The following is an 18,548-nucleotide window of genomic DNA, read 5'->3' on the forward strand; positions in this document are numbered from 1 at the left end:
ACGAAAAATCAACCGATGAACAATTCCGTATTTTATTCTTGGTAAGCAAAAATAATATCCATCACAAATATTCAATGATCTTATGGATTAGGAGTTCTTTCGATTATTTCATCTAGCAACATATATGTATAAATTATTATTTTTTGAGCAACTTCCTTTGTAATTGAGTGTTTATCTCCTTTTGCTTCCAGTCTTGTAACCGAATCAATCAACTCACATACATATTCGGACGTATCACGTGCTACAGAGTCCTCTATTTTTTTCCCTTTCATAAACTCTTTAATCCTCAGCCTATAGTGTTCAGTATCAAGCTTAATCACCTTACCATCTCTTGTTGTTGTCGTTTCGTTAGAGGGAGGATAAATAATATCAGCAATTCTTATAATTATTCTTCTGCAACCACTTGCGACATTCGACCAGTCTGGTTGATTATCAGAATTGGCAGATTTGTAAGCCGTGACTAATTCTTGCAAAATTTCTGGCACTTTGTTCTTCATCTCTTTCTCGACAATGTCTCTAATCTCAGAAAAGATGTCTGAAGCAGCCTCACTAAAACTTAACGCATTATATACATCCGCTATAAAACAATATAGCCGTCCTCTAATACGAGACAGAATTGACTGACTTGTCCTAATAGATTCAGAAATTGTATTTCTTTCAAATGCATTACTATGTGGCACATAAGTTGAATACTGGCTTGATGACTGAAATGATATATTTGGGTCATTGGCTACGCTTAATCTAATTTTCAGAGTATCTATGGTGTTCTCAAGTACCTCAACGTGATCTAGTCTATAGATAATTTCTTTACCAACCGTCCAGTATCTACCATTTGCTACTATATTGTCCTTGTCACCAGCAACATATTGGTTAAGAGTCCCAGTAATCTCTTTTTCGATCCAAATTTGATTCTTCGTGTCGTTCACAAGCCGAGCCAACAGAGCACCTTTTTGCAAAAGTATGCTAAGTTTACTACCACCAAAGGTTTCCAAAATCTCAGTAGCCAAAGTTAGTGCTTTTTTGTGATGGTCTTTCATAATTTTAAGAATAAACCCTGATGTTCATTATTACAAGTTATTATTAAGTGCTAATACTGTCTGGGATCTACTGAACTTAAAGCAAGTTTATATTTCCCATATTCAGAATGAAGAACTTCTCGCCATCGCCTCGATTCTTCAATGATAAAATGCAAATTTTTACGCACCAGTACCACCAAAAAATGATCAGATTTATTTTGGTCTTTTTTTGTTGCATAACATCTTCAGGCATTACTCAGTTTGCTCATTTATAATCATCTTAGGGTCGATAAGATAATAATAAATAAGAAGGAGAATTATGAAGAACAAGAAGATTTTACTTTCCGTGACCGCGCTGACACTGGCCGTAGCTGGTGCAGTCTGGTACGGCGGGAACAAGGTACTAGCGGCAAACGGTGTTGGACATGACGCAATGGTCTCGACATTATCAGAGAAACTTGGTGTGCCAGAAGACAAAGTTACCGCGGCATTCGATTCGATCGAAACACAGCGACAGGCAGACAGAGTAGCAGAGCGAAAAAACCAGCTCGATAAAGCTGTCTCGGCCGGCGTGATTACACAGGAGCAGGAAGATAAGCTGGTAGCGAAGCACGCGGAGCTTCAAGCAGACAGAGAAAAGGAACGCACGGAGCTTGAGCAATGGTACAAGGATAACGGTATTGATCAGAGCAAGCTGTCTGAATATACCGGACGCGGAGGAATAGGTATGGGGCAAGGTATGGGTAGAGGAATGGGCGGCCAAGGGCATATGGGCGGAATCTAATAAGTAATATGAAACACCTCACATATGTGAGGTGTTTCTGTATTCCGTCGCCAAATTTTTAAATTCTTGACATATGTGGTAGATTGCTCCTAAGCACTCTACGCACACTGGGAGGCAAAAATATGAACGCACAAGAACTGCTTGACAAGGGATACTGGTATGAAGGCGAATATGCCTATCTCTCTACTCCAGAATGGCGCAAATGGGAAAAGTTGATCGAATGCATCAAGAAAGACAGCGATAAGACTGTCTGGAATCTGATCAAACTTGCCGAGAGCTGTGTCCGCCCATTCACAGCCGCTTCTCAGCGCTTAGACGAAATAATCGAGGCTTCGCCGAAGTACCAGGATTCTTTTGCAAACGACCCGCTTGACAGCGCTTTCTTCGAAAGAGTTCGCGACTACGCTCAGATGCTGAGAGACGAGGACGATCTGACTGCCGACAACGAGTACGTCATCCACGAGCTCATCCTCGAGGTTGGGCCAGGCGAACCGGGCCGATGCGCCCTGTACTACAAGTTAAATCGCTGAGTTTTCTCTTCTCTCCCGACACGCTTCGGGAGAGAATTTTATTTTTGCTGCAGGATGACGACCTATTCCAGATTTTTTCTTGACAAAGTGACAAAAAAGTTGTATACATTGGACAGATAACGCCAAGCCGTAGGAGGTAGAAATGTGGTATCGTCGCTGCTCTTAATAGCGATGTACCTCATCGCTGTATTCCTAATCTTGATTATCTTGGTCGCGCTTATCATGATTACGATTCGTAATTCTGAAATATCTGCGGTTAGAAAAGAAAATGGAGACATCGCGGGACTTTTGAGCCAATTAAATGTCAAATCCGCAATAGTCGTCATCGCCCATCCTGATGACGAAACTCTTGGGGCTTTCAGTCTCATGGCCTCAATGGTTTCGCAAGGGATCAGAGTTCAAGTAGTCTTGGCCTCGGACGGTAATCGTCGGGGTCTGGGGAATCTTCGAATCGAGGAGTTTCTCAGCGCCATGGCCAAATTGGAGATCAGCTATGACAATTTATTTTTCCTGGGTTACTCAGACGGTAAATTGTTTGACTCTGCAGAGAGGATTGAAGCAGATCTGCTGAAAATCATGACTGAGCGCGATCCTGACCTGATCGTTTCCCATTATATTGGTGATCAGCATCCCGATCATCATTGTGTGGCAACAATCATGCAAAGCATCGGTCTGGATCGAGACAATCTGGTTCTCAGCTTTCCAATTTATGCTGATATGTTCAAGCGTCTCACAAAAGACGATGGCTGGTATCACTGCGATAGCCAAGCCAAACGGCCAAAGAGATTCGCCCTGACATCTTATCTCTCACAGATGATGAATCCCATCTTGTCACCACTGTTCTTGCGAGCGTGGTACTGTAGCGAGATCTTTCATATGACCAAAAACACTACCACTTGATAACTCGAGTGGTATTTTATTTGATCGTGAATCTAGGTTGACGCAGAACGAGAAATTGAGTATAGTTTTTTCAGCATTTTGTAGCTAGGCACAACGCCAGAATATGCTACTTCTGCGAAGGGGGTTGTCATGAGTATGACAATGGTTTTGTGCTCAATCTTGGGGGCACTGGTTGGTTTATCAATGATCTTCCCAATCTATCTCTGCCGAGCCAATTCTGGCTCGGGACGATACTCAGGGAAACATGTGTTTTTCACCGTTTTGGTGATAATGGTGGGGGTGGCATTTGACGTAGCCAGTGCCACCGCTTTGATTTTGTGGCACAGCTTCCTGCTCTTTATAGTGCTGGGTGCAATGTCGCTGATAATTATCAATTGCACATCGATGATGGTCAGGGTGCCACCGATAAATATCAAATCGGAAAAGATTATTGGTTGGTACCGCCAAGGATTGGAACCATGGAAATTTTCCAAAGAGTGGAAAATAGAAGAACTGAGAGTAGGATTTCTGGTCTTTGCCAACTTCGTTGGCGGCAGGATATCCCACAAAGAAGTGACAAACCAGTCCAAACGGCTTGGCTGTGAAATTGTCTACGAGGCAACTGGAACAGGATTGCCACGCGAGTTTAAGACTGCTTTCGAGTTTTGGTCACCAAAGATCGAAGGTGATATTCATTCGACCCCAACGAGCGCTTCAGTCGAGGAAATGCTGAAAGGGTGTAAATTGGATACCCACTCCCCATATCTCAGAATTGAGATTAGAAATCCGTGGAGGAAAGAGCTTCACCGGCCCTCAGCTCTGAAAAAGTAATTCTATCTACCTTCGCTTCATCCCATCGCGGTGTGAAGCGATTTTTATTTTGCTAGACAGAGAGAGCATATTCTGGTATTAGTAAGACCATACTTGAATGATACAGGTCGAAAAGGAGGCCAATCATGGTACACAAAGTCGTATACCTCTCTGACTACAAGAGAGCAAAAATGGACGACAAACAGATTGAAGGGTGGGTCTATGTCTTTTTCCAGGCCGCAGGCGTTAAGCCAGAAGACATTGAAATAATCCCGTATCACGTCGCACTTGGAAGCGCATCAGAGAAGACCCTGGGCGACGCTCTCACACAGGCAAGAGATGAAGAATTCGACGCAGTAGTTGTATCCGAATCTGTCGGACGCGTACATTGGTCGACAGCAATTTACTTTGGGATGTGCCACGATATTCCAATGTTGCTGAAACGAGAAGGCACCGAGACCCTTCACCTTACTCAGGTCGTTTTCGGCCCGACAATTTGCGAACGCATTCGCGCCGCACAAAAGAGCAACGAAAAATGCGAGCAAGTGCCCGTTTAACACCAAAACCCGCCCCCGACCCAGTCGGGGGCTTTTTATTTTCTTCTGTATTTAAAATTCCCCGCCGGCGCAAAGCTGACGGGGACTGATTTATTTGTGATTTTTTCCATTTCCTCCGATCAGGAAGAAATCGCAGGCATACTTACTCTTGAGATTTGGATCAATATTCTTGCAATATTCATTCATGAGATTGATCCATTTTCCGACTATATCAAACTCTTGCTCGAACTTGTCCTTAAGTTTAGTTACAAGAGTTCCTTGCGGTCCCGCCCCTGCCTTATTGGCATAAAGGGCAATTGTCGCAACATTGTGATTGAAAGTTTCCTCAAAGCTCCGTCGCAAGCAAGCATACATTTCAACAAGTTGGCTGATCTGAAGATTTCCGTTTAGCGAGACCTGGTGGCTCGCTTGGATACACTGGGCTTTATTGCGCTGAGCGGCCATTGCTTTGGTACGAAAATCAAGCAACTCTTTTCGATATGGATCCTGGATCCTGTCATCCATCTTGGGGTGATCTGGGCTGTTATTGTCATACGCAGCCTCAGTCCAAAGTCGCAAGAGGTATTCGTCGACTTCTACGCCGTTAACGAAGACTTTTTGACCATCAGTCAATGGGACCAAAAGCTGAGTATTCTGAACTGGAGTAGGGCTTGTTTGCCCGTTATTTTTCAGAGCCTTCTCTCGCCTCTCAATCTCCTTTTCTCGTGTGGTCAATTGATCTTCTCGCGTGTTTAACGCTCGCTCCCTGTTATCAAGGGCAGTTTCGCGTTTATCCAGTGCAGCCTCCCTATCTGCCTGGTCATCACTCGTGTCTTGCATCGAATCTGAGAATGCGCTCTCAATTTGTTGCAATTCGCTATCAGACGGCAACAAATCTTTCTTCTGCACAAGCAGTGGGTTCGTGATAAGCGCGGCTAACATGTTCACAAGTCCCGGAGCGAAATCATCAAGCGCCCTTAGCAACGCTGCCTCGATTGCCTCCGGTGTGACTTGCTGACCACCCGTCCTTGATTGAAACTCTTGTAGTGCTTCGACCATTACTGCTTTCATCGCCGCTGACATTGAGTCAAACGGTTTTGGCGGCAGGGTCTCCACCTCCACAGCTTCAGCGTTTTCGACAACCTTTGTCTCAGGCACCACTTCTTGATCTACCCGATCCTCCTTCTTCGGCTCAGCCTTTGGTGTGGGCCTTGCTTCAGCTTTTTTTGGAGGCTTGGCCTCTTTCTCGGGCTTTGCCTTCGCTTTCTTCGGCTCTCTCGGCGCCCGTGTCTTTTCCACGGGTGGCGGTGGTATTTCTTTGGGTTTTTCTACCGGTATGACCCCAAGCAAATCATGAATGGCCCTGATGATATCAACTGGACATTCTGATTTTTCGAGATCGTTGTCGGCGGTGATCAGAGATTCAAGATGTAGTTCCAAGAATCTCTTGTTGCGGCCAGTCTTCTCTGCCAGTCCGATCGCGGCAATGAAATCAGGTATAGTCCTATCTCCCGTCGCCACTTTGATCCTTCGGACCAATTGCCCAAGCTCAATTGAGCTATTCAGGCCATCTTGTTCTGCCATGTCAATGTACCTCGTAAACAGATTTCTCCCATGAGGAAGAGTTATGAAGATACTATCAGGGCGAGAGTGATATGAGAATATGCTGAGGGGCGATGCATTTGTCCGCATCAAACTTGGGCTTTTTTATTTACAAACCGTCATTTTTGTTGTATTATCACGAAATCTTACTGCATACCGCATACGGGAGGAAATAGAAATGAACGGTAGAGTAATTCATACCATTGGGATAGACGCAATGGGGGGTGATCATGCTCCTCGCGTTCCCGTCTTGGCCACGGTCAAGGCAATGTACCAACTGCCGGATTTTAATTTTTTAATCTTTGGTGATGCGACTGAAATCAAGAAACATCTCCACGGAAATGATTACCGGCGAATCGAAATTGTCCATTGCAAAGATGCGATCGGGATGGACGAATCAGTCAAGCTGTCGACCTTCAAGCGAGAAGACTCCTCGCTTTCAGTCATGCTCAACTTGCTGAAAACGGGCGGGCTTGGCGGAGTATTAAGCGGCGGGAACACTGCCGTCTACGGCGCTATGGCCAAAAGTATCCTTGAGACAATTGAAGGGTTCGAGCGCGCTGCCCTGGCAGCAGTCCTACCTGGGAACAAAATCATGTTGGACGTCGGTGGAAACGTCGACTCCACGCCAGCAACATTATTGCCTTGGGCAATTGGCGGCGCGGCATTCGCTCAGAAGGTTCAGGGTAAGGACCATCCGGTAGTCGCGCTACTCTCGATTGGAAGTGGACTGAAGAAAGGCAACAAGCTGGTCAAAGAGACCTATCCGCTTCTCCAGGAAGCCGCTGCAAAAGGACTTTTCCGCCTTAGCGATAGCCACATTGAGCCAGACAAACTACTGGTCGACCGAGAGGTCGACGTCATCTTGACAGATGGCTTTAGCGGAAATATCGCCCTAAAGGCTATCGAAGGAGCCTCATCGGCTATCAAGGAAATCGGTCGCCGACACTGGTATTTAGCGCCAATATTTCTTGCTCTAAAGTTGGCTATGAGACCATTGAGCTATGAAAAGTTTAACGGTGCTCCGTTCATTGGATTGCGTCATGGTGTTGTCGTCAAGAGCCATGGTCGCGCCGGTGTCGAAGCTTATATCAACGCAATCCGGGTCGTAGCACGAGCAATCGAGTCAAACCTGACCGAGATCATCCGATACGGGGTATGCCCCGAATCAGTTCTAAAACCCAAAAATCAGCAGTCTGCTCTCTAGGCAGGCTGTTTTTATATTTGATATCCACAGCCCCCATTGTGCCAAAGGCTGTTATACTACAAATAATAGAAGGCTAATAAGTACTTTGACATGTACTGCTAGACAAACGGATAGCAATTTTTGGTGGTAAAAAATCTACAAGGGGGGGAATCCGATGAGTAATTTACCAACTCAGAACCTTGCCCCTGATAATATTTCAGAGGCATACAGAACTCGTTTTTTCCGAGCTTTTTGCCCGGACCTCGGCAGCCCGACGGGTTGCTGCGGCAGAGATCACTGCAAGTTCGTCTTGGCGGTGGCAAACAAAGACCTCGCAACCATGGAAAACTTGATGGCATGGGACGGGAGCGAGTATTGCCACAGCCAAAGTCAGGGCATGGGGAGGACACGACTTCATTTGGCGGCCCTTCATGGCCGAAGTGAAGCAGTGGAAAATCTCCTGCTCGAAGGCAAGGACATTAACTGCCGGGATGACTATGGCAACACACCATTTGCCCTGGCAATGATCGAGCATCAACATGGAGCGGCCGACCTGCTGGTCCGTCTTGGCGCCGATATCAACTGCGCCAACAAGCTTGGCAGAACGATTCTGCACGAGGCCGCATGGCATAATTGGCGTGACTCCACTGACATTATGCTCTGCTGGGGGCAGGATCGCCTCCTCCAGGTCAATTACTTCGACCAGAACTTTCAATTACCAGTCGATGACGCTCTGTCGATGGGCAACTACGACCTTGCGACATTGCTGGTAAAGTTTGGAGCGATCACCGCCATCCATAGCAAAGCACAAATGCTTGGCGAATGGGTTGGCGACAGCGCCTTCCACTACGTGTGGCGGAATTCTCCCCTCAAAGGCGTTCTTGCGCGGCGCGACCTTGACCTTTTCAAGGCTCTGGTCACACCCGACTCCGTCTTTCGACACCATTTGGTGTACGAGGCGAATCTGATCATCAGACATGCTCATGAGATTTTCCAGGACGCGCACTCTAACTTTGTCCTGGCGATCGCGGATCACTTCCGAAGCCTGATTCGGCAATCTGCCGAAGAAAGCGTAGGCGTGAATGAACTGCTTGCACAATTAGAATGTGCTTAGACATACTCTGGCTCGAGTCGACTCCGACTCGAGCCTTTTTATGTTGACAGAGAGAAGAAAAGTAGTTATAATGCGCCCAATGTCCAAGATCAAAATGAGCTACCAAATATAGTCATTTTGAACTTGGCAAAAAAATGAGGAGGGATAGAATCCCATGGCACACAAACCAACTTTCCGGATCCTCGTCGGAGGATGGCACCTGATGGAGCAAACAATGGGCTTCGGCAATCCGACCAAGGGCGGAGCGAAAACAATGGACGAGGCATTACGCCAAGTCGCGGATCTGAATGAAGAGCTGTACGACGAGCACGGTTTCGAGCTTAGTGTCTCGGCCCATTTCTGGCACGAAATCATGGTATCGCCAAGAGCAGAGAAACTGCGCGATACCTTGCAGTTCAACAATTCGCGCGCCTTATTCCTTGATGAATGGATGTTAGGGATCGATGAAGGGATCTACCCCAAGATCGGTCGCATCATCCCGCCGGGCTTCGGCTTACCTTGGAGCGACGACGGCGCTCTGATCAATCCTGACCCAGTCGTGCGCCAAATTCACCACGACGTGATGGTTCACGCGTTTAAAGAGTCAGCTCATGTACGCGAGTCAGGTCACGGTCTGGGCAACGTCATTTATTGGACCGGGCCGGATGGCATTCGCTGGCAAAGGCTGGTCAACGGCGTTGATTCAACCCTGAGTTATGAAGACAACCCCAACCTCGAAGAGTGGAGAATGATAGTTGAAGGCCTAACCAACGCAGTCGGTGAAGCTCGCGGCCTGGGCTACACCAACGAAAAACTTCTGATTGAAGCAAAGGAAGGTGGAGACCCTTGTTACCTTGACCCGTTTACCGACGTATCCCTCCAGATCCTGGCGATTAGCCAAATCAACGAAGGCGTCGGTGCCAAAGTAGCAGAGTGGCAGGGAGAATTCTGCCACACCCGTGGCGGTGGTACAACCTTTGCCAATGGGATGACCCAAGCGATCGGCGGTGGCGTATTTGGTGGGCGCATTCATCTGAATTCTGGCCCCATAGCTAATCAGCGGTTTAGCACTATGCTGGCTAAGGGAACACCACTTTCCAAATTCCAGCAGTATGTCGATCCAGACTATTTGCCCGGCCAGGGTGTAGAAGAATGGCTGGACGATCAGCAAAAGTCTATCCAAATTGGCGCAGAATGGTCAGCCCAAACCGGGCAACCGTTCGAAATCGAATTCGACGCTCGCTTCTCCAGATACCCTGACATGATGGGCGAACTGCGCAAATCAACGCTATGGACTCTACATGAGTTGCAGAAACACGGCGCCTTACCGGCCTAACCTTCTCTTGCTTACACTCCCCCGATGGATTCCATCGGGGGATTTTTATTTCTCCCTCTTGATTTTTTGTGAAAGTAGTGATATAATAACTACATATTAAGATTGTTCTATAGATTTCCGAAGTAGTAATAAATTCGATGTTCTATACGGCAATACGAATTTATTAATGGGTACCCTTTGGGTCCCACACAGAAGGAAATCAATGCAAACGCAAAAAAGGCGCCAATCCGCCTCTTATTACTTTATGCCTGCAAAAGCACAGGGCAACAGATTCTCTCACGGTTCGAGAGGAAATTTTCGTGGTTCTCAGGGACCTCGCAAGCGTAGCTTTAGCGAGTCAATCGACGTATCGAAATTCGTTAAAAAAGCCTCTCCAAAAGTTGAGACTGTTTACGAATCAGAACGTACTTTCGCTGACTTCGGCTTCTGCCCAGAAGTTTACAAGAATTTGGCTTACAAGAAATACACCAAGCCAACTCCGATTCAGGATCAAGCTATCCCATATGTCAAAGAGGGACGAGACATTATCGGCTTGGCCAATACAGGAACAGGCAAAACTGCTGCTTTCCTCTTGCCTTTGATCGAAAAAGTTTATAAGGACAGAGATCAGAAGGTAATTGTGATCGCTCCTACTCGCGAGCTCGCTCTACAGATCGAAGTTGAACTTCGTGACTTTTCATGGAATATGAAAATCTTCTCCGCTACCTGTGTTGGTGGTATGCCAATCTTCAAGCAAATTCAAAATCTGCGCCGCAATCCTGCCTTCGTAATCGGTACTCCTGGTAGATTGAAAGATCTAGCTGAGAAGGGATATATCGATTTCACCAAATTCAACAATGTTGTTTTGGACGAGGTTGACCGAATGCTGGACATGGGTTTTGTTGATGAAATCAGAGAAATTTTGAACAAAATCCCAGCCGAAAGACAGACTCTCTTCTTCTCAGCTACTATGCCTCCAAAAATCAAAGAATTGACAAGCAAATTCCTGACTGATCCGATCACGGTCGAGGTCAAATCAGGCGAAACTGCCGACAACGTCGAGCAGGATATCATCCGCGTCAGAAGCAAAGATTCCAAATTTGTTCAGCTGACAGACCTTCTCAAGACTCCAGATTTCAAAAAAGTCTTGATCTTCGCTGAGACCAAATCTGAAGTTGATAAATTGGCTACCAATTTGAAACATGAAGGTTTCAGAGCCGATTGTATCCATGGCGACAAGAGACAGCGCGAACGCGCACGATCCCTGACCCAGTTCAAGACCAACGATGTCAAAATCTTGGTTGCGACCGACGTCGCCGCTCGTGGACTTGATATCAAGGATATCACTCACGTCATCAATTACACTGTTCCTCAGACCTACACTGACTATATTCACCGAATCGGCCGTACCGGCCGCGGTAACAGTATGGGTATGGCACTCACTTTCGTACCTGGCTACTAAGAGACATGAAAAACGTCCCGATTTATATCGGGGCGTTTTTTGGTATACAGGCCTTTCATAAATGCACAAAATCAATTATGATCTGAGTATGATTTTTTATATAATTTTATTGGTCTTACTTTCCTTAGTCCTATTCCTGACCATGTTTTGGCAAATTTCTCTACTTTGGGCCGCAATCACAGGCGTGCCAATTGTCTATTCCTGGAAAGGAGCAGTTCTGGACTCCCTCAAATTGGCTGGTTTGAAATCTGGCGAGACGATTATCGACCTGGGCTCTGGTGACTGCCAAACATTGATCTTGGCGGCCAAGAAATTCGGTGCAAAGGGTATCGGCGTTGACCGTTCAATCTGGTGTTACCTCAAAGCTAAGTTGAATGTCTGGATGGCTGGGGAGTCAAAGAATATCCGCATTATCAGAGGCGATTTCAAAGATGTGGAAAAGGAGCTCAAAGCCGCCGACGTGGTATATGTTTATCTTCTAGATCAAGTCTTGGCACAAATTGAGAAGTGGCTCTTTGACTCAATCGGAGAGAAGACTCGCGTCGTCTCGCTTTCTTTCCTGTTCAAAGTCAGAAAACCTGTCGCCGAAGCAAACACTCGCAATCTCTATCAGGATACAAAAGCTCGACTTTATAGAAAATAACAAGAGGATCTTATGGCCCTAATCGTAAGTCTCGCTACAATTATCAGCACTTTTCTGGGCGGTCTTTTCGCGATTAGATTCAAAGACAAATTGCATTTGATCCTCGGTTTTTCGGCCGGCTCCGTGATTGGTGTCGCCTTTTTTGACCTGCTTCCGGAATCACTGGCTCTGGCCAGCGGCACATATAGCATTAACACCACCATGCTCCTGATTGCCTTCGGATTTGTATTTTATATGCTCCTAGACAGAGCCTTTTCACTTCATGGCCATAGCCACGGTGAGCACTGCGAGAATCCAGATCATAGCGGAAAATTGGGTGCCTCAGCTTTGATCTTCCATAGCTTCCTGGACGGTCTTGTCATTGGCCTCGCTTTCAAAGTCTCCCCTGCAGTCGGCTGGATTGTAGCGGCCGCTGTCCTGGCCCATAGCTTCTCTGACGGAATCAACACGGTCAGTATGATTTTGAAGGAGAAGGGCAGCAAGAAACAAGCACTCAAATGGCTGATTTTGGACGCTTTGGCTCCTGCTCTCGGTGTGTTAACCGCCCTTCTACTCAACGTGAGCGAAACCACACTTGGACTGATCCTGGCCGTATTCACAGGCTTCTTCTTCTACATCGGCGCCAGCGATCTGATCCCAGAAAGTCATCACCATCATCCCACATTTTGGACCACTTTCATGACCATACTCGGTATGGCCGTACTATACTTTGCAATCCGCCTCGCGCTCTGACAATAAAAAACCGCATCGAATAGCTCAATGCGGTCGGTTTTGACTGTATAATTTACAGTTTATTTTGGTGTCCGATCAGGGTGCCGACTTCTTCTCCTCGGGCAAACCGAAGAATTGTGTTGTCGTCTGGCCCGGCGATGACAGTGAGGAACCCTTCGTTGGCTGCATTCACAGCTTGGAGAATCTTCTTGTTCATGCCGCCTTTGCCAGTAGTCTGACAATCTGCCAAGAGATTAAATGGGATGTCGTCACGGTCAATCTCGAGGTATTGGATCGCGTAAGGATCAGTCACTGGATTGCCAGTAAATACAGCACCAGATTTTGTGATCAAGATCAGAGCCGAGGGCCTGATGATACGGCCAAGGAGCACTGCCAAATGATCGTTTTCGCTAACGCCAAGATTCATCGCCTTGATCTCCTCGTCGGAGACGATATCGTTCTCGTTGATGATCGGCACGATGTTTCGAGCGAAACACTCCTCGATGTTGGTCAGAATCGTGCCATCTTCGGCTGTCAAATTGGCATAAGTGAGCCAAAATGGTGCGATCTCGTGGCCAAAGTTGGAAAACGCCGATCCCCAGAAATTGAGCAGATGCCTAGTCCCAATGCCAGACAAAATCTTCTCTGGAATCGGAGCGGCATCTTGACCGATATCGGTCATGCGCTCTTTGCCTGCCTGAATCGCTCCCGAAGAAACGATAGCGACCTTGATGCCCTGAAGCATCAGAACAGCGACTTGTCGAGCGATATTAGCAAAAATTTCTGCTGATAATCGGCTCATTTCTCCCATCAAACTTTCGCGCCCAAATTTGAGCAACAGTATTTCTCCAGACTGCATTACTCGTCTCATTGTGTGCCCCCTCAACAGAAAAATGGTCTTGCCAAGCAAGACCATCCAATTTACCACGAAATACACTTTTTGGCAATAAAACGCCCCGCTTAATTAAGCAGGGCAGGTAGCCTCCAAATTGACATATTGCGACATTTGTCGCATCCAGGGTGGCAGCTCACCAATCAAACAGTGAATGCCAGCCTGGTTTAGGACTGGGTAATAACGGATCGGTGCCGATGTAGTCCAAATCTGGTCTTCACCAATAATTCCAGCGACGATCTCGGCTACCTCGTCCTCTCCGCTTGTCATCAATACTCGGCCTGATGATGGAGATTGATAAAAACAAAGAGATGCAGGGATATTGAGTGGCGAGGTAGGAACGTGAATCTGTATCTCATTCTCGCCGCAAATTCTCCGATAAATTTCCAGGGTTTCTTTGTTCGTCATGAAACCAGAAATATTACGTATCCAGGCCTGTATCTTCGGATCGATTATAAGATGTGAACCGCCTGACCTGTCAGTAATCAGACCCATAAATAGATCGAGGTGATTGCCGAAATTGGCTGCCTTCGAGCGGACCTGTAGCGTTACTGGGGTGGGTAGAGCCACTGGTCTGATCCCAGAAACTCTGATGGAGCGACAGTCAGGTCTGACTATTTGATAAAATCCGTCTTTTTGCTTCGGATTTCTCTCCTCTGCGACGTTCTCCGGATAAATAGCCTTACCGCCCCCGATCGATGTCCGGCCTCCTTCGCCAAGATGGCTGACCATCACTTTGATCTTCTCGGTAGCCAATTTGTCGAAATTGTAAGGTTTGTTGTAACACACGAGTGTGTTACCGTCAGGCAGACAGACTGCCAAATCCCGCGGATACAAGAGCTTCACTTGGTTTATCTCGGGGAAATCAACGAATTCAAATCCGGCCTGTTCAAACCGACCGAGCATATCAGCCCAGTCCGGTTTGACATAAGCACGGATGATACTGAAATCTTCCCCCATCCGCATCAATGTCGCCGCAATCGTGCAGTATTCGAAATAGATAATCTCTCGTGCGCGTTCGATGTCTCCATCGATCTGCTCCAAAATCTTAAGACTGATTCCGAATTGTCCCCCAGGGTATTCGTAGTTTGTCCGAATCCGAGCGCCAAAGCTTGGCAAGCCAAGATATATGTCTGGTATGTACTTCATTGCGTTTGCCTCCTCAACAGAAAAATGGTCTAGCAGTGCAAGACCATCCAATTTACCAGTAATCTGAGCTGAAGTCAATCAATATCGTTGGTACCCGCGAAGGGAATTGAACCCCCGACCTCTCGGACCGGAACCGAGCGCTCTATCCACTGAGCTACGCGGGCAAATTATAATGATCCACTGTCAGCCAGAGGCTGATCGGCCTTTGGCCGAAGCTACGCGGGCATACCAAAACAAGACACCATCCATTTATACTTTAGAACTTGATAACTTTCAACTAATAGCGCTATTCTTCAGCAGCACGGTAGTCTTTGCGGAAGATTAGCTGCATGAACTCGATAATAATTCCGATTGCAGTACCAAGAGAAGAGGCGCCTAGAACTATTTTGGCCAGTCTGTCCCAATTGAAGCTCGAGTACATAGAAAAATCGAAAGGAAATACGAAAAAGAGAGACAGGAGGGCCAGGAAACCAAAAGTGTTCATGATCAGGCGCACGAAGCCATGGAACCATTTGGGATCGTGCAGGATCAGGAGTAGATAGCCAACGATCGCGGCAAGATACGACAGAGTCAGCATCCATTGGACTGAATTAAAATCTGAGGTCAGAAAAGGCACATGCCAGGCGAGCAAATTGCTCACGACCCAAATCATTATGGTGTTGGCTACAATAAGACTAGCATAGCCAGCCTTGCGAGCATGATTATATTTCGAACTATCTTTGGCAGTTTTCTTGGCCATTCCCCTCCTTGTGTTATTGATAATATTTTAACCCAAAACGGAATAAATAAAAAGTTGCTGTTGACAGAAAACTACTTCGAGTCTAGATTATACCTATTGCCAATTATTCAATTGTGCATATTTATTTGTAAGAAGGATAATTATATGAGAGATAAGATTATTTTCGTGTTGATAGGGGCTGTTTTGATCTCGGGGCTTAGCTATGCGTTGATTAAAGGTCGGGTGAAATTGCCTACATCAAGTGTCGCATCCGAAAAAGCGGAAATATTGAAAGTAAAAGCAGACGATCATGTTCGCGGTAGTTTGGACGCGCCAATCACCATTGTCGAATATTCTGACTTCCAGTGCCCATATTGTGTCAAATACGCCTTTACTCTCCAGGAAATCATGGTCGCTTATCCAGGCAAGATCAAATGGGTATTTCGTCACTATCCTCTGCCGTTTCACCAAGCAGCCAAGGGCGCTGGTATTTCGGCTGAAGCGGCCGGAAATCAGGGGAAATTCTGGGAGTACGCCGACATATTGTTTGAGAAATCACAGGCCGATGGCACGGGGCTGGCAAACGATGATTTCGTCCAATACGCACTACAACTCGGGATGGACGTAAATCAATTTAGTAGTGACGCCGCTGACCCGAAATATGAGCAAAAGATCAACAGCAACACTGCTGACGGAGATAAGCTCAAAATTACCGGCACTCCGGCCAGCTTCATGATCGACAGCAAGGGCAATATTCAGGATTTGACGGGCAATGTTCCCTACGATCAATTGAAACTAAAGATTGACGCGATACTAAATAAATAGATCGAATACGAAAAACAGCCAGTCATCTGGCTGTTTTTTTGATAAAAGTTATGGACATAGCAAACATATTTTGCTAAGGTCAAGCCAGCCGAAAGGCAAATCTGTTTGAAAAGGAGGAAATGATGAAATATTTCCTTTTACAAGGTGTCTTCTTCCAAGACGTGGCACGGCTTGGTGTCTCTCTGCGTTCCGGAGAAGCGAAAGCTGTTGTCAAAACCCAACAAGAGTATACGCTTTTCTCTGGCATCATCCAGATTAATGACGATGCCGAAGAGACAACAGGCGAGCCTTGTGGCGCGATAATGGATGTGTACGGAGTAGCAGACATATCGCATCTCACTTTGACAGCGTCGACGTTCGTCTTCGGTAAACAGTATCGCGGTCGCCTCGACATGATTCGATACCACTTCAGTAAGGTGGGCAACGAATGGATCGGCTCATACAAGGGTGACAGAGTCGGCACTGGTACTGCTCGATGTCATCTCACAGAAGTGAAGGAGGAATTCTTCACGCCACCACTCATTCCAAACCCAAGGCTAACAAAATGATTGTTCAGCCTTTTTTATTTGCAAACATTTTCCCGTGGCCAGGGATGATGAAATCGGCGAGATCTAATATTTTCTGACGATTCTTTTTGAGTAATTCTATATCTTTGGCGTAGGGGTCAGGATGATTGGCCAGACTTTCACGGTCAATTTTCTGCCCCTCCCCATCTACCCACCAAAATAAGTCTCCGGCTACGGCGTAAGTTTTTCCTTCGACCTTGACAATAAATGAACGAGAATCTCCGCTGTGGCCAGGAGTTTTGATAATTTCTAGATCCAGCCCCAGGACTTGACCATCATAATAGGTCTGGCGATCGTTGTCATATAATTCTGTGGGCGTAACGATTTTGGCGTTTTCGAAAATCCCCGAAAGTAGTATGTGATCAGTATGATTGTGAGTTTGCAGGACAAAATCTATGTCCCCTGTTTTCAGATTATTTTCCGCCAAAGAGCTAATTAGTCTAGCACGATTGCAACCGGGATCAACTACAATATTTTTGTTGTCTAATTTAATCAAGGTAGTTGTAGAACTGGCGATCCAGCCACCTTCAATTTCATGGTCATAACCGTCAATTAATACTTTCACTTCTGTCATATCATTCCTTCTTTATTTGCTTTGGGAGCGGGTTTGTAGTATAAAAATACTAACAATATATCTTGTACATTGGGGGAAAATCATGAAACAGTGCATATGTTGCAAGTGCTACTTGGATGCCAAAGACAAGTTTTGTTATTCATGCAAAACGAGGCAACCGCAAGCAGACAATTTCCCTATGAGCGGCCATCATGCCACAAGTAGACCCGTTGACCCAAATCGTGGGACTCAAGCGAAACGTTCCAAGTTTAAGCAAAGAATTATCTGGTGATCACAATGGTGGTCACTTTTTATTTCTTGGCGTCTTTGGCTTTTTCGAACTTGAACCAGCCTAGCGCGAGAGCAAAAAGCATACCGACCGTCACGATGATAAAGCGGAATTTGACATCCTCGGTCATCATACCTCGGATAATACCATAGATCAAAGTGAAGAGACTGCCCAACAAGATTCCGTTGGAAAAGACAATTATTTTATCGACTATTAGTAGACTGATGATCATGAGCAGTATACTGGCCGACAGCGCGACGATAGAAACATTTCTGCTGTGCTTGGCCGCTCTCTCATTGTAGGCCTTTTGGATCTGGTCGAACTCCTTTTGAGCTTCGATTGTCGCTGGCGCAGTTCCCGTCTTGTCCACCGAATACTGCAGAGCCGCAGGCGTTTCGGGCGCTTTCTCCCCTGGATAGAAAACTTCGATTCCTAGACCGATAAATAGAGCAACGATCGCCCCCAACAGGATTGAATACAAAACCTTAATCATATTTCTCCTTTGTTATATTATTTGGTCTCTAATTTCACAAATTTGATTAGGCCGATGATCTTAACGATTACCAAGCTTATAAGCGCAGCAAAGAAATTGAATTTTGAGGCAATTATGTAGGGGCTTGGAATGAATGTAAGATAGAGAAGAAAAACGCTTCCCACAGCCGCACCATTGTACAGTGGGGCAAATTTCGGAGAAGTGAAGAATATGCCGACCGCAATCAGAATCAAGCTGGCGAATAGTGCTAGGGCTAGGGAGACTTGAGCGTGGGTGTCGGAGGACTTGTTGTAATCAACGACCTTGATATCATATTCTGTCTGAGCCGATTGCTGAGCTGCTGTCAGATCCTCCGATACGGCTTGGAGTTCTGTAGGATACTCTGGATAACTCGCGGCTGGATAGAACGTTTGAATCGCAAAATTAATAGTGATCGCGAGCAACGCCCCCAAAAAGATCGAGTAGAGTGCCTTGACCATAGAAACTCCTTCTTTAT

At 46.3% G+C, this 18,548-nt stretch carries 21 protein-coding genes and 1 tRNA gene; 13 read left to right on the forward strand and 9 right to left on the reverse strand.

All coding sequences use genetic code 11. The features are described from left to right. Positions 1-80: 80 nt before the first annotated feature. Positions 81-1,037: a hypothetical protein gene (locus WC227_03915; protein ID MFA6963832.1), complete on the reverse strand. Its 957-nt coding sequence runs from the start codon at positions 1,035-1,037 to the stop codon at positions 81-83. Between the two features lie 298 nt (positions 1,038-1,335). On the opposite strand from WC227_03915, the gene WC227_03920 reads away from it, so the two are divergent. From WC227_03920 to WC227_03940, 5 genes are all read left to right on the forward strand, one after another. Next, complete coding sequence (locus WC227_03920; protein ID MFA6963833.1) at positions 1,336-1,800, forward strand: hypothetical protein; 465 nt, start codon at positions 1,336-1,338, stop codon at positions 1,798-1,800. Between the two features lie 122 nt (positions 1,801-1,922). Then, positions 1,923-2,330 (forward strand): hypothetical protein, encoded by a 408-nt coding sequence (locus tag WC227_03925; GenBank protein MFA6963834.1) that lies wholly within the window; start codon positions 1,923-1,925, stop codon positions 2,328-2,330. 144 nt (positions 2,331-2,474) lie between these two features. Next, positions 2,475-3,230: a PIG-L family deacetylase gene (locus tag WC227_03930; protein ID MFA6963835.1), complete on the forward strand. Its 756-nt coding sequence runs from the start codon at positions 2,475-2,477 to the stop codon at positions 3,228-3,230. A gap of 129 nt (positions 3,231-3,359) precedes the next feature. Beyond that, entirely contained in the window at positions 3,360-4,040 is a 681-nt protein-coding gene (locus WC227_03935; protein MFA6963836.1) for a hypothetical protein, read from the forward strand. Between the two features lie 125 nt (positions 4,041-4,165). Beyond that, complete coding sequence (locus tag WC227_03940) at positions 4,166-4,576, forward strand: hypothetical protein (protein ID MFA6963837.1); 411 nt, start codon at positions 4,166-4,168, stop codon at positions 4,574-4,576. 90 nt (positions 4,577-4,666) lie between these two features. On the opposite strand, the gene WC227_03945 is transcribed toward WC227_03940, so the two are convergent. Next, the gene (locus WC227_03945) at positions 4,667-6,139 is read right to left on the reverse strand and encodes a hypothetical protein (GenBank protein ID MFA6963838.1); all 1,473 of its coding nucleotides are present in this window, start codon (positions 6,137-6,139) and stop codon (positions 4,667-4,669) included. 196 nt (positions 6,140-6,335) lie between these two features. Between WC227_03945 and WC227_03950 the strand changes: the two genes are divergently transcribed. The 6 genes from WC227_03950 to WC227_03975 all read left to right on the forward strand — a co-directional run bounded on the left by WC227_03950 (position 6,336) and on the right by WC227_03975 (position 12,588). Beyond that, positions 6,336-7,364 carry a hypothetical protein gene (locus WC227_03950; GenBank protein ID MFA6963839.1) on the forward strand — a complete coding sequence of 343 codons (1,029 nt, stop codon included), beginning with the start codon at positions 6,336-6,338 and terminating at the stop codon, positions 7,362-7,364. A gap of 154 nt (positions 7,365-7,518) precedes the next feature. Continuing rightward, positions 7,519-8,457: an ankyrin repeat domain-containing protein gene (locus tag WC227_03955; protein MFA6963840.1), complete on the forward strand. Its 939-nt coding sequence runs from the start codon at positions 7,519-7,521 to the stop codon at positions 8,455-8,457. Between the two features lie 430 nt (positions 8,458-8,887). Next, the gene (locus WC227_03960; protein ID MFA6963841.1) at positions 8,888-9,772 is read left to right on the forward strand and encodes a hypothetical protein; all 885 of its coding nucleotides are present in this window, start codon (positions 8,888-8,890) and stop codon (positions 9,770-9,772) included. A 202-nt stretch (positions 9,773-9,974) separates the two neighbouring features. Beyond that, positions 9,975-11,213 carry a DEAD/DEAH box helicase gene (locus tag WC227_03965; protein MFA6963842.1) on the forward strand — a complete coding sequence of 413 codons (1,239 nt, stop codon included), beginning with the start codon at positions 9,975-9,977 and terminating at the stop codon, positions 11,211-11,213. A gap of 88 nt (positions 11,214-11,301) precedes the next feature. After that, on the forward strand, positions 11,302-11,856 hold the full coding sequence (locus WC227_03970; protein ID MFA6963843.1) for a hypothetical protein: 555 nt from the start codon (positions 11,302-11,304) through the stop codon (positions 11,854-11,856). Between the two features lie 12 nt (positions 11,857-11,868). Beyond that, positions 11,869-12,588: a ZIP family metal transporter gene (locus WC227_03975; protein MFA6963844.1), complete on the forward strand. Its 720-nt coding sequence runs from the start codon at positions 11,869-11,871 to the stop codon at positions 12,586-12,588. A 52-nt stretch (positions 12,589-12,640) separates the two neighbouring features. Here the strand turns inward: WC227_03975 and WC227_03980 are convergent, their stop codons facing one another. The 4 genes from WC227_03980 to WC227_03995 form a co-directional block, all read right to left on the reverse strand. Further along, a complete protein-coding gene (locus WC227_03980) occupies positions 12,641-13,438 on the reverse strand; it encodes a hypothetical protein (protein MFA6963845.1) in 798 nt (265 codons plus the stop codon). A 93-nt stretch (positions 13,439-13,531) separates the two neighbouring features. Next, complete coding sequence (locus tag WC227_03985; GenBank protein ID MFA6963846.1) at positions 13,532-14,608, reverse strand: hypothetical protein; 1,077 nt, start codon at positions 14,606-14,608, stop codon at positions 13,532-13,534. Between the two features lie 88 nt (positions 14,609-14,696). Continuing rightward, a tRNA-Arg gene (locus tag WC227_03990) sits at positions 14,697-14,772 on the reverse strand. Between the two features lie 122 nt (positions 14,773-14,894). Next, complete coding sequence (locus tag WC227_03995; protein ID MFA6963847.1) at positions 14,895-15,347, reverse strand: hypothetical protein; 453 nt, start codon at positions 15,345-15,347, stop codon at positions 14,895-14,897. 144 nt (positions 15,348-15,491) lie between these two features. Between WC227_03995 and WC227_04000 the strand changes: the two genes are divergently transcribed. Further along, positions 15,492-16,151 (forward strand): thioredoxin domain-containing protein, encoded by a 660-nt coding sequence (locus WC227_04000; GenBank protein ID MFA6963848.1) that lies wholly within the window; start codon positions 15,492-15,494, stop codon positions 16,149-16,151. A 119-nt stretch (positions 16,152-16,270) separates the two neighbouring features. Then, a complete protein-coding gene (locus WC227_04005; protein ID MFA6963849.1) occupies positions 16,271-16,699 on the forward strand; it encodes a hypothetical protein in 429 nt (142 codons plus the stop codon). Positions 16,700-16,703: 4 nt separating this feature from the next. Here WC227_04005 and WC227_04010 read toward each other — a convergent pair whose 3' ends face one another. The 3 genes from WC227_04010 to WC227_04020 form a co-directional block, all read right to left on the reverse strand. Further along, the gene (locus tag WC227_04010; protein MFA6963850.1) at positions 16,704-17,291 is read right to left on the reverse strand and encodes an MBL fold metallo-hydrolase; all 588 of its coding nucleotides are present in this window, start codon (positions 17,289-17,291) and stop codon (positions 16,704-16,706) included. A gap of 290 nt (positions 17,292-17,581) precedes the next feature. After that, positions 17,582-18,052 (reverse strand): hypothetical protein, encoded by a 471-nt coding sequence (locus WC227_04015; GenBank protein ID MFA6963851.1) that lies wholly within the window; start codon positions 18,050-18,052, stop codon positions 17,582-17,584. A gap of 17 nt (positions 18,053-18,069) precedes the next feature. Beyond that, complete coding sequence (locus WC227_04020; protein ID MFA6963852.1) at positions 18,070-18,531, reverse strand: hypothetical protein; 462 nt, start codon at positions 18,529-18,531, stop codon at positions 18,070-18,072. Between the last annotated feature and the right edge of the window lie 17 nt (positions 18,532-18,548).

This window comes from Patescibacteria group bacterium, assembly GCA_041671645.1.
GTDB lineage: Bacteria > Patescibacteriota > UBA1384 > XYA2-FULL-43-10 > 1-14-0-10-43-13 > JBAZBD01.

Bases quoted from the DNA above. Each gene is read 5' to 3' on its own strand.
- WC227_04000 (MFA6963848.1), top strand. From the start codon at position 15,492: ATGAGAGATAAGATTATTTTCGTGTTGATAGGGGCTGTTTTGATCTCG.
- WC227_03985 (MFA6963846.1), bottom strand. From the start codon at position 14,608: ATGAAGTACATACCAGACATATATCTTGGCTTGCCAAGCTTTGGCGCT.
- WC227_03980 (MFA6963845.1), bottom strand. From the start codon at position 13,438: ATGAGACGAGTAATGCAGTCTGGAGAAATACTGTTGCTCAAATTTGGG.
- WC227_03940 (MFA6963837.1), top strand. From the start codon at position 4,166: ATGGTACACAAAGTCGTATACCTCTCTGACTACAAGAGAGCAAAAATG.
- WC227_04015 (MFA6963851.1), bottom strand. From the start codon at position 18,052: ATGATTAAGGTTTTGTATTCAATCCTGTTGGGGGCGATCGTTGCTCTA.
- WC227_03955 (MFA6963840.1), top strand. From the start codon at position 7,519: ATGAGTAATTTACCAACTCAGAACCTTGCCCCTGATAATATTTCAGAG.
- WC227_03975 (MFA6963844.1), top strand. From the start codon at position 11,869: ATGGCCCTAATCGTAAGTCTCGCTACAATTATCAGCACTTTTCTGGGC.
- WC227_04010 (MFA6963850.1), bottom strand. From the start codon at position 17,291: ATGACAGAAGTGAAAGTATTAATTGACGGTTATGACCATGAAATTGAA.
- WC227_03965 (MFA6963842.1), top strand. From the start codon at position 9,975: ATGCAAACGCAAAAAAGGCGCCAATCCGCCTCTTATTACTTTATGCCT.
- WC227_03945 (MFA6963838.1), bottom strand. From the start codon at position 6,139: ATGGCAGAACAAGATGGCCTGAATAGCTCAATTGAGCTTGGGCAATTG.
- WC227_03950 (MFA6963839.1), top strand. From the start codon at position 6,336: ATGAACGGTAGAGTAATTCATACCATTGGGATAGACGCAATGGGGGGT.
- WC227_03920 (MFA6963833.1), top strand. From the start codon at position 1,336: ATGAAGAACAAGAAGATTTTACTTTCCGTGACCGCGCTGACACTGGCC.
- WC227_04020 (MFA6963852.1), bottom strand. From the start codon at position 18,531: ATGGTCAAGGCACTCTACTCGATCTTTTTGGGGGCGTTGCTCGCGATC.
- WC227_04005 (MFA6963849.1), top strand. From the start codon at position 16,271: ATGATGAAATATTTCCTTTTACAAGGTGTCTTCTTCCAAGACGTGGCA.
- WC227_03970 (MFA6963843.1), top strand. From the start codon at position 11,302: ATGATTTTTTATATAATTTTATTGGTCTTACTTTCCTTAGTCCTATTC.
- WC227_03995 (MFA6963847.1), bottom strand. From the start codon at position 15,347: ATGGCCAAGAAAACTGCCAAAGATAGTTCGAAATATAATCATGCTCGC.
- WC227_03925 (MFA6963834.1), top strand. From the start codon at position 1,923: ATGAACGCACAAGAACTGCTTGACAAGGGATACTGGTATGAAGGCGAA.
- WC227_03935 (MFA6963836.1), top strand. From the start codon at position 3,360: ATGAGTATGACAATGGTTTTGTGCTCAATCTTGGGGGCACTGGTTGGT.
- WC227_03960 (MFA6963841.1), top strand. From the start codon at position 8,888: ATGTTAGGGATCGATGAAGGGATCTACCCCAAGATCGGTCGCATCATC.
- WC227_03915 (MFA6963832.1), bottom strand. From the start codon at position 1,037: ATGAAAGACCATCACAAAAAAGCACTAACTTTGGCTACTGAGATTTTG.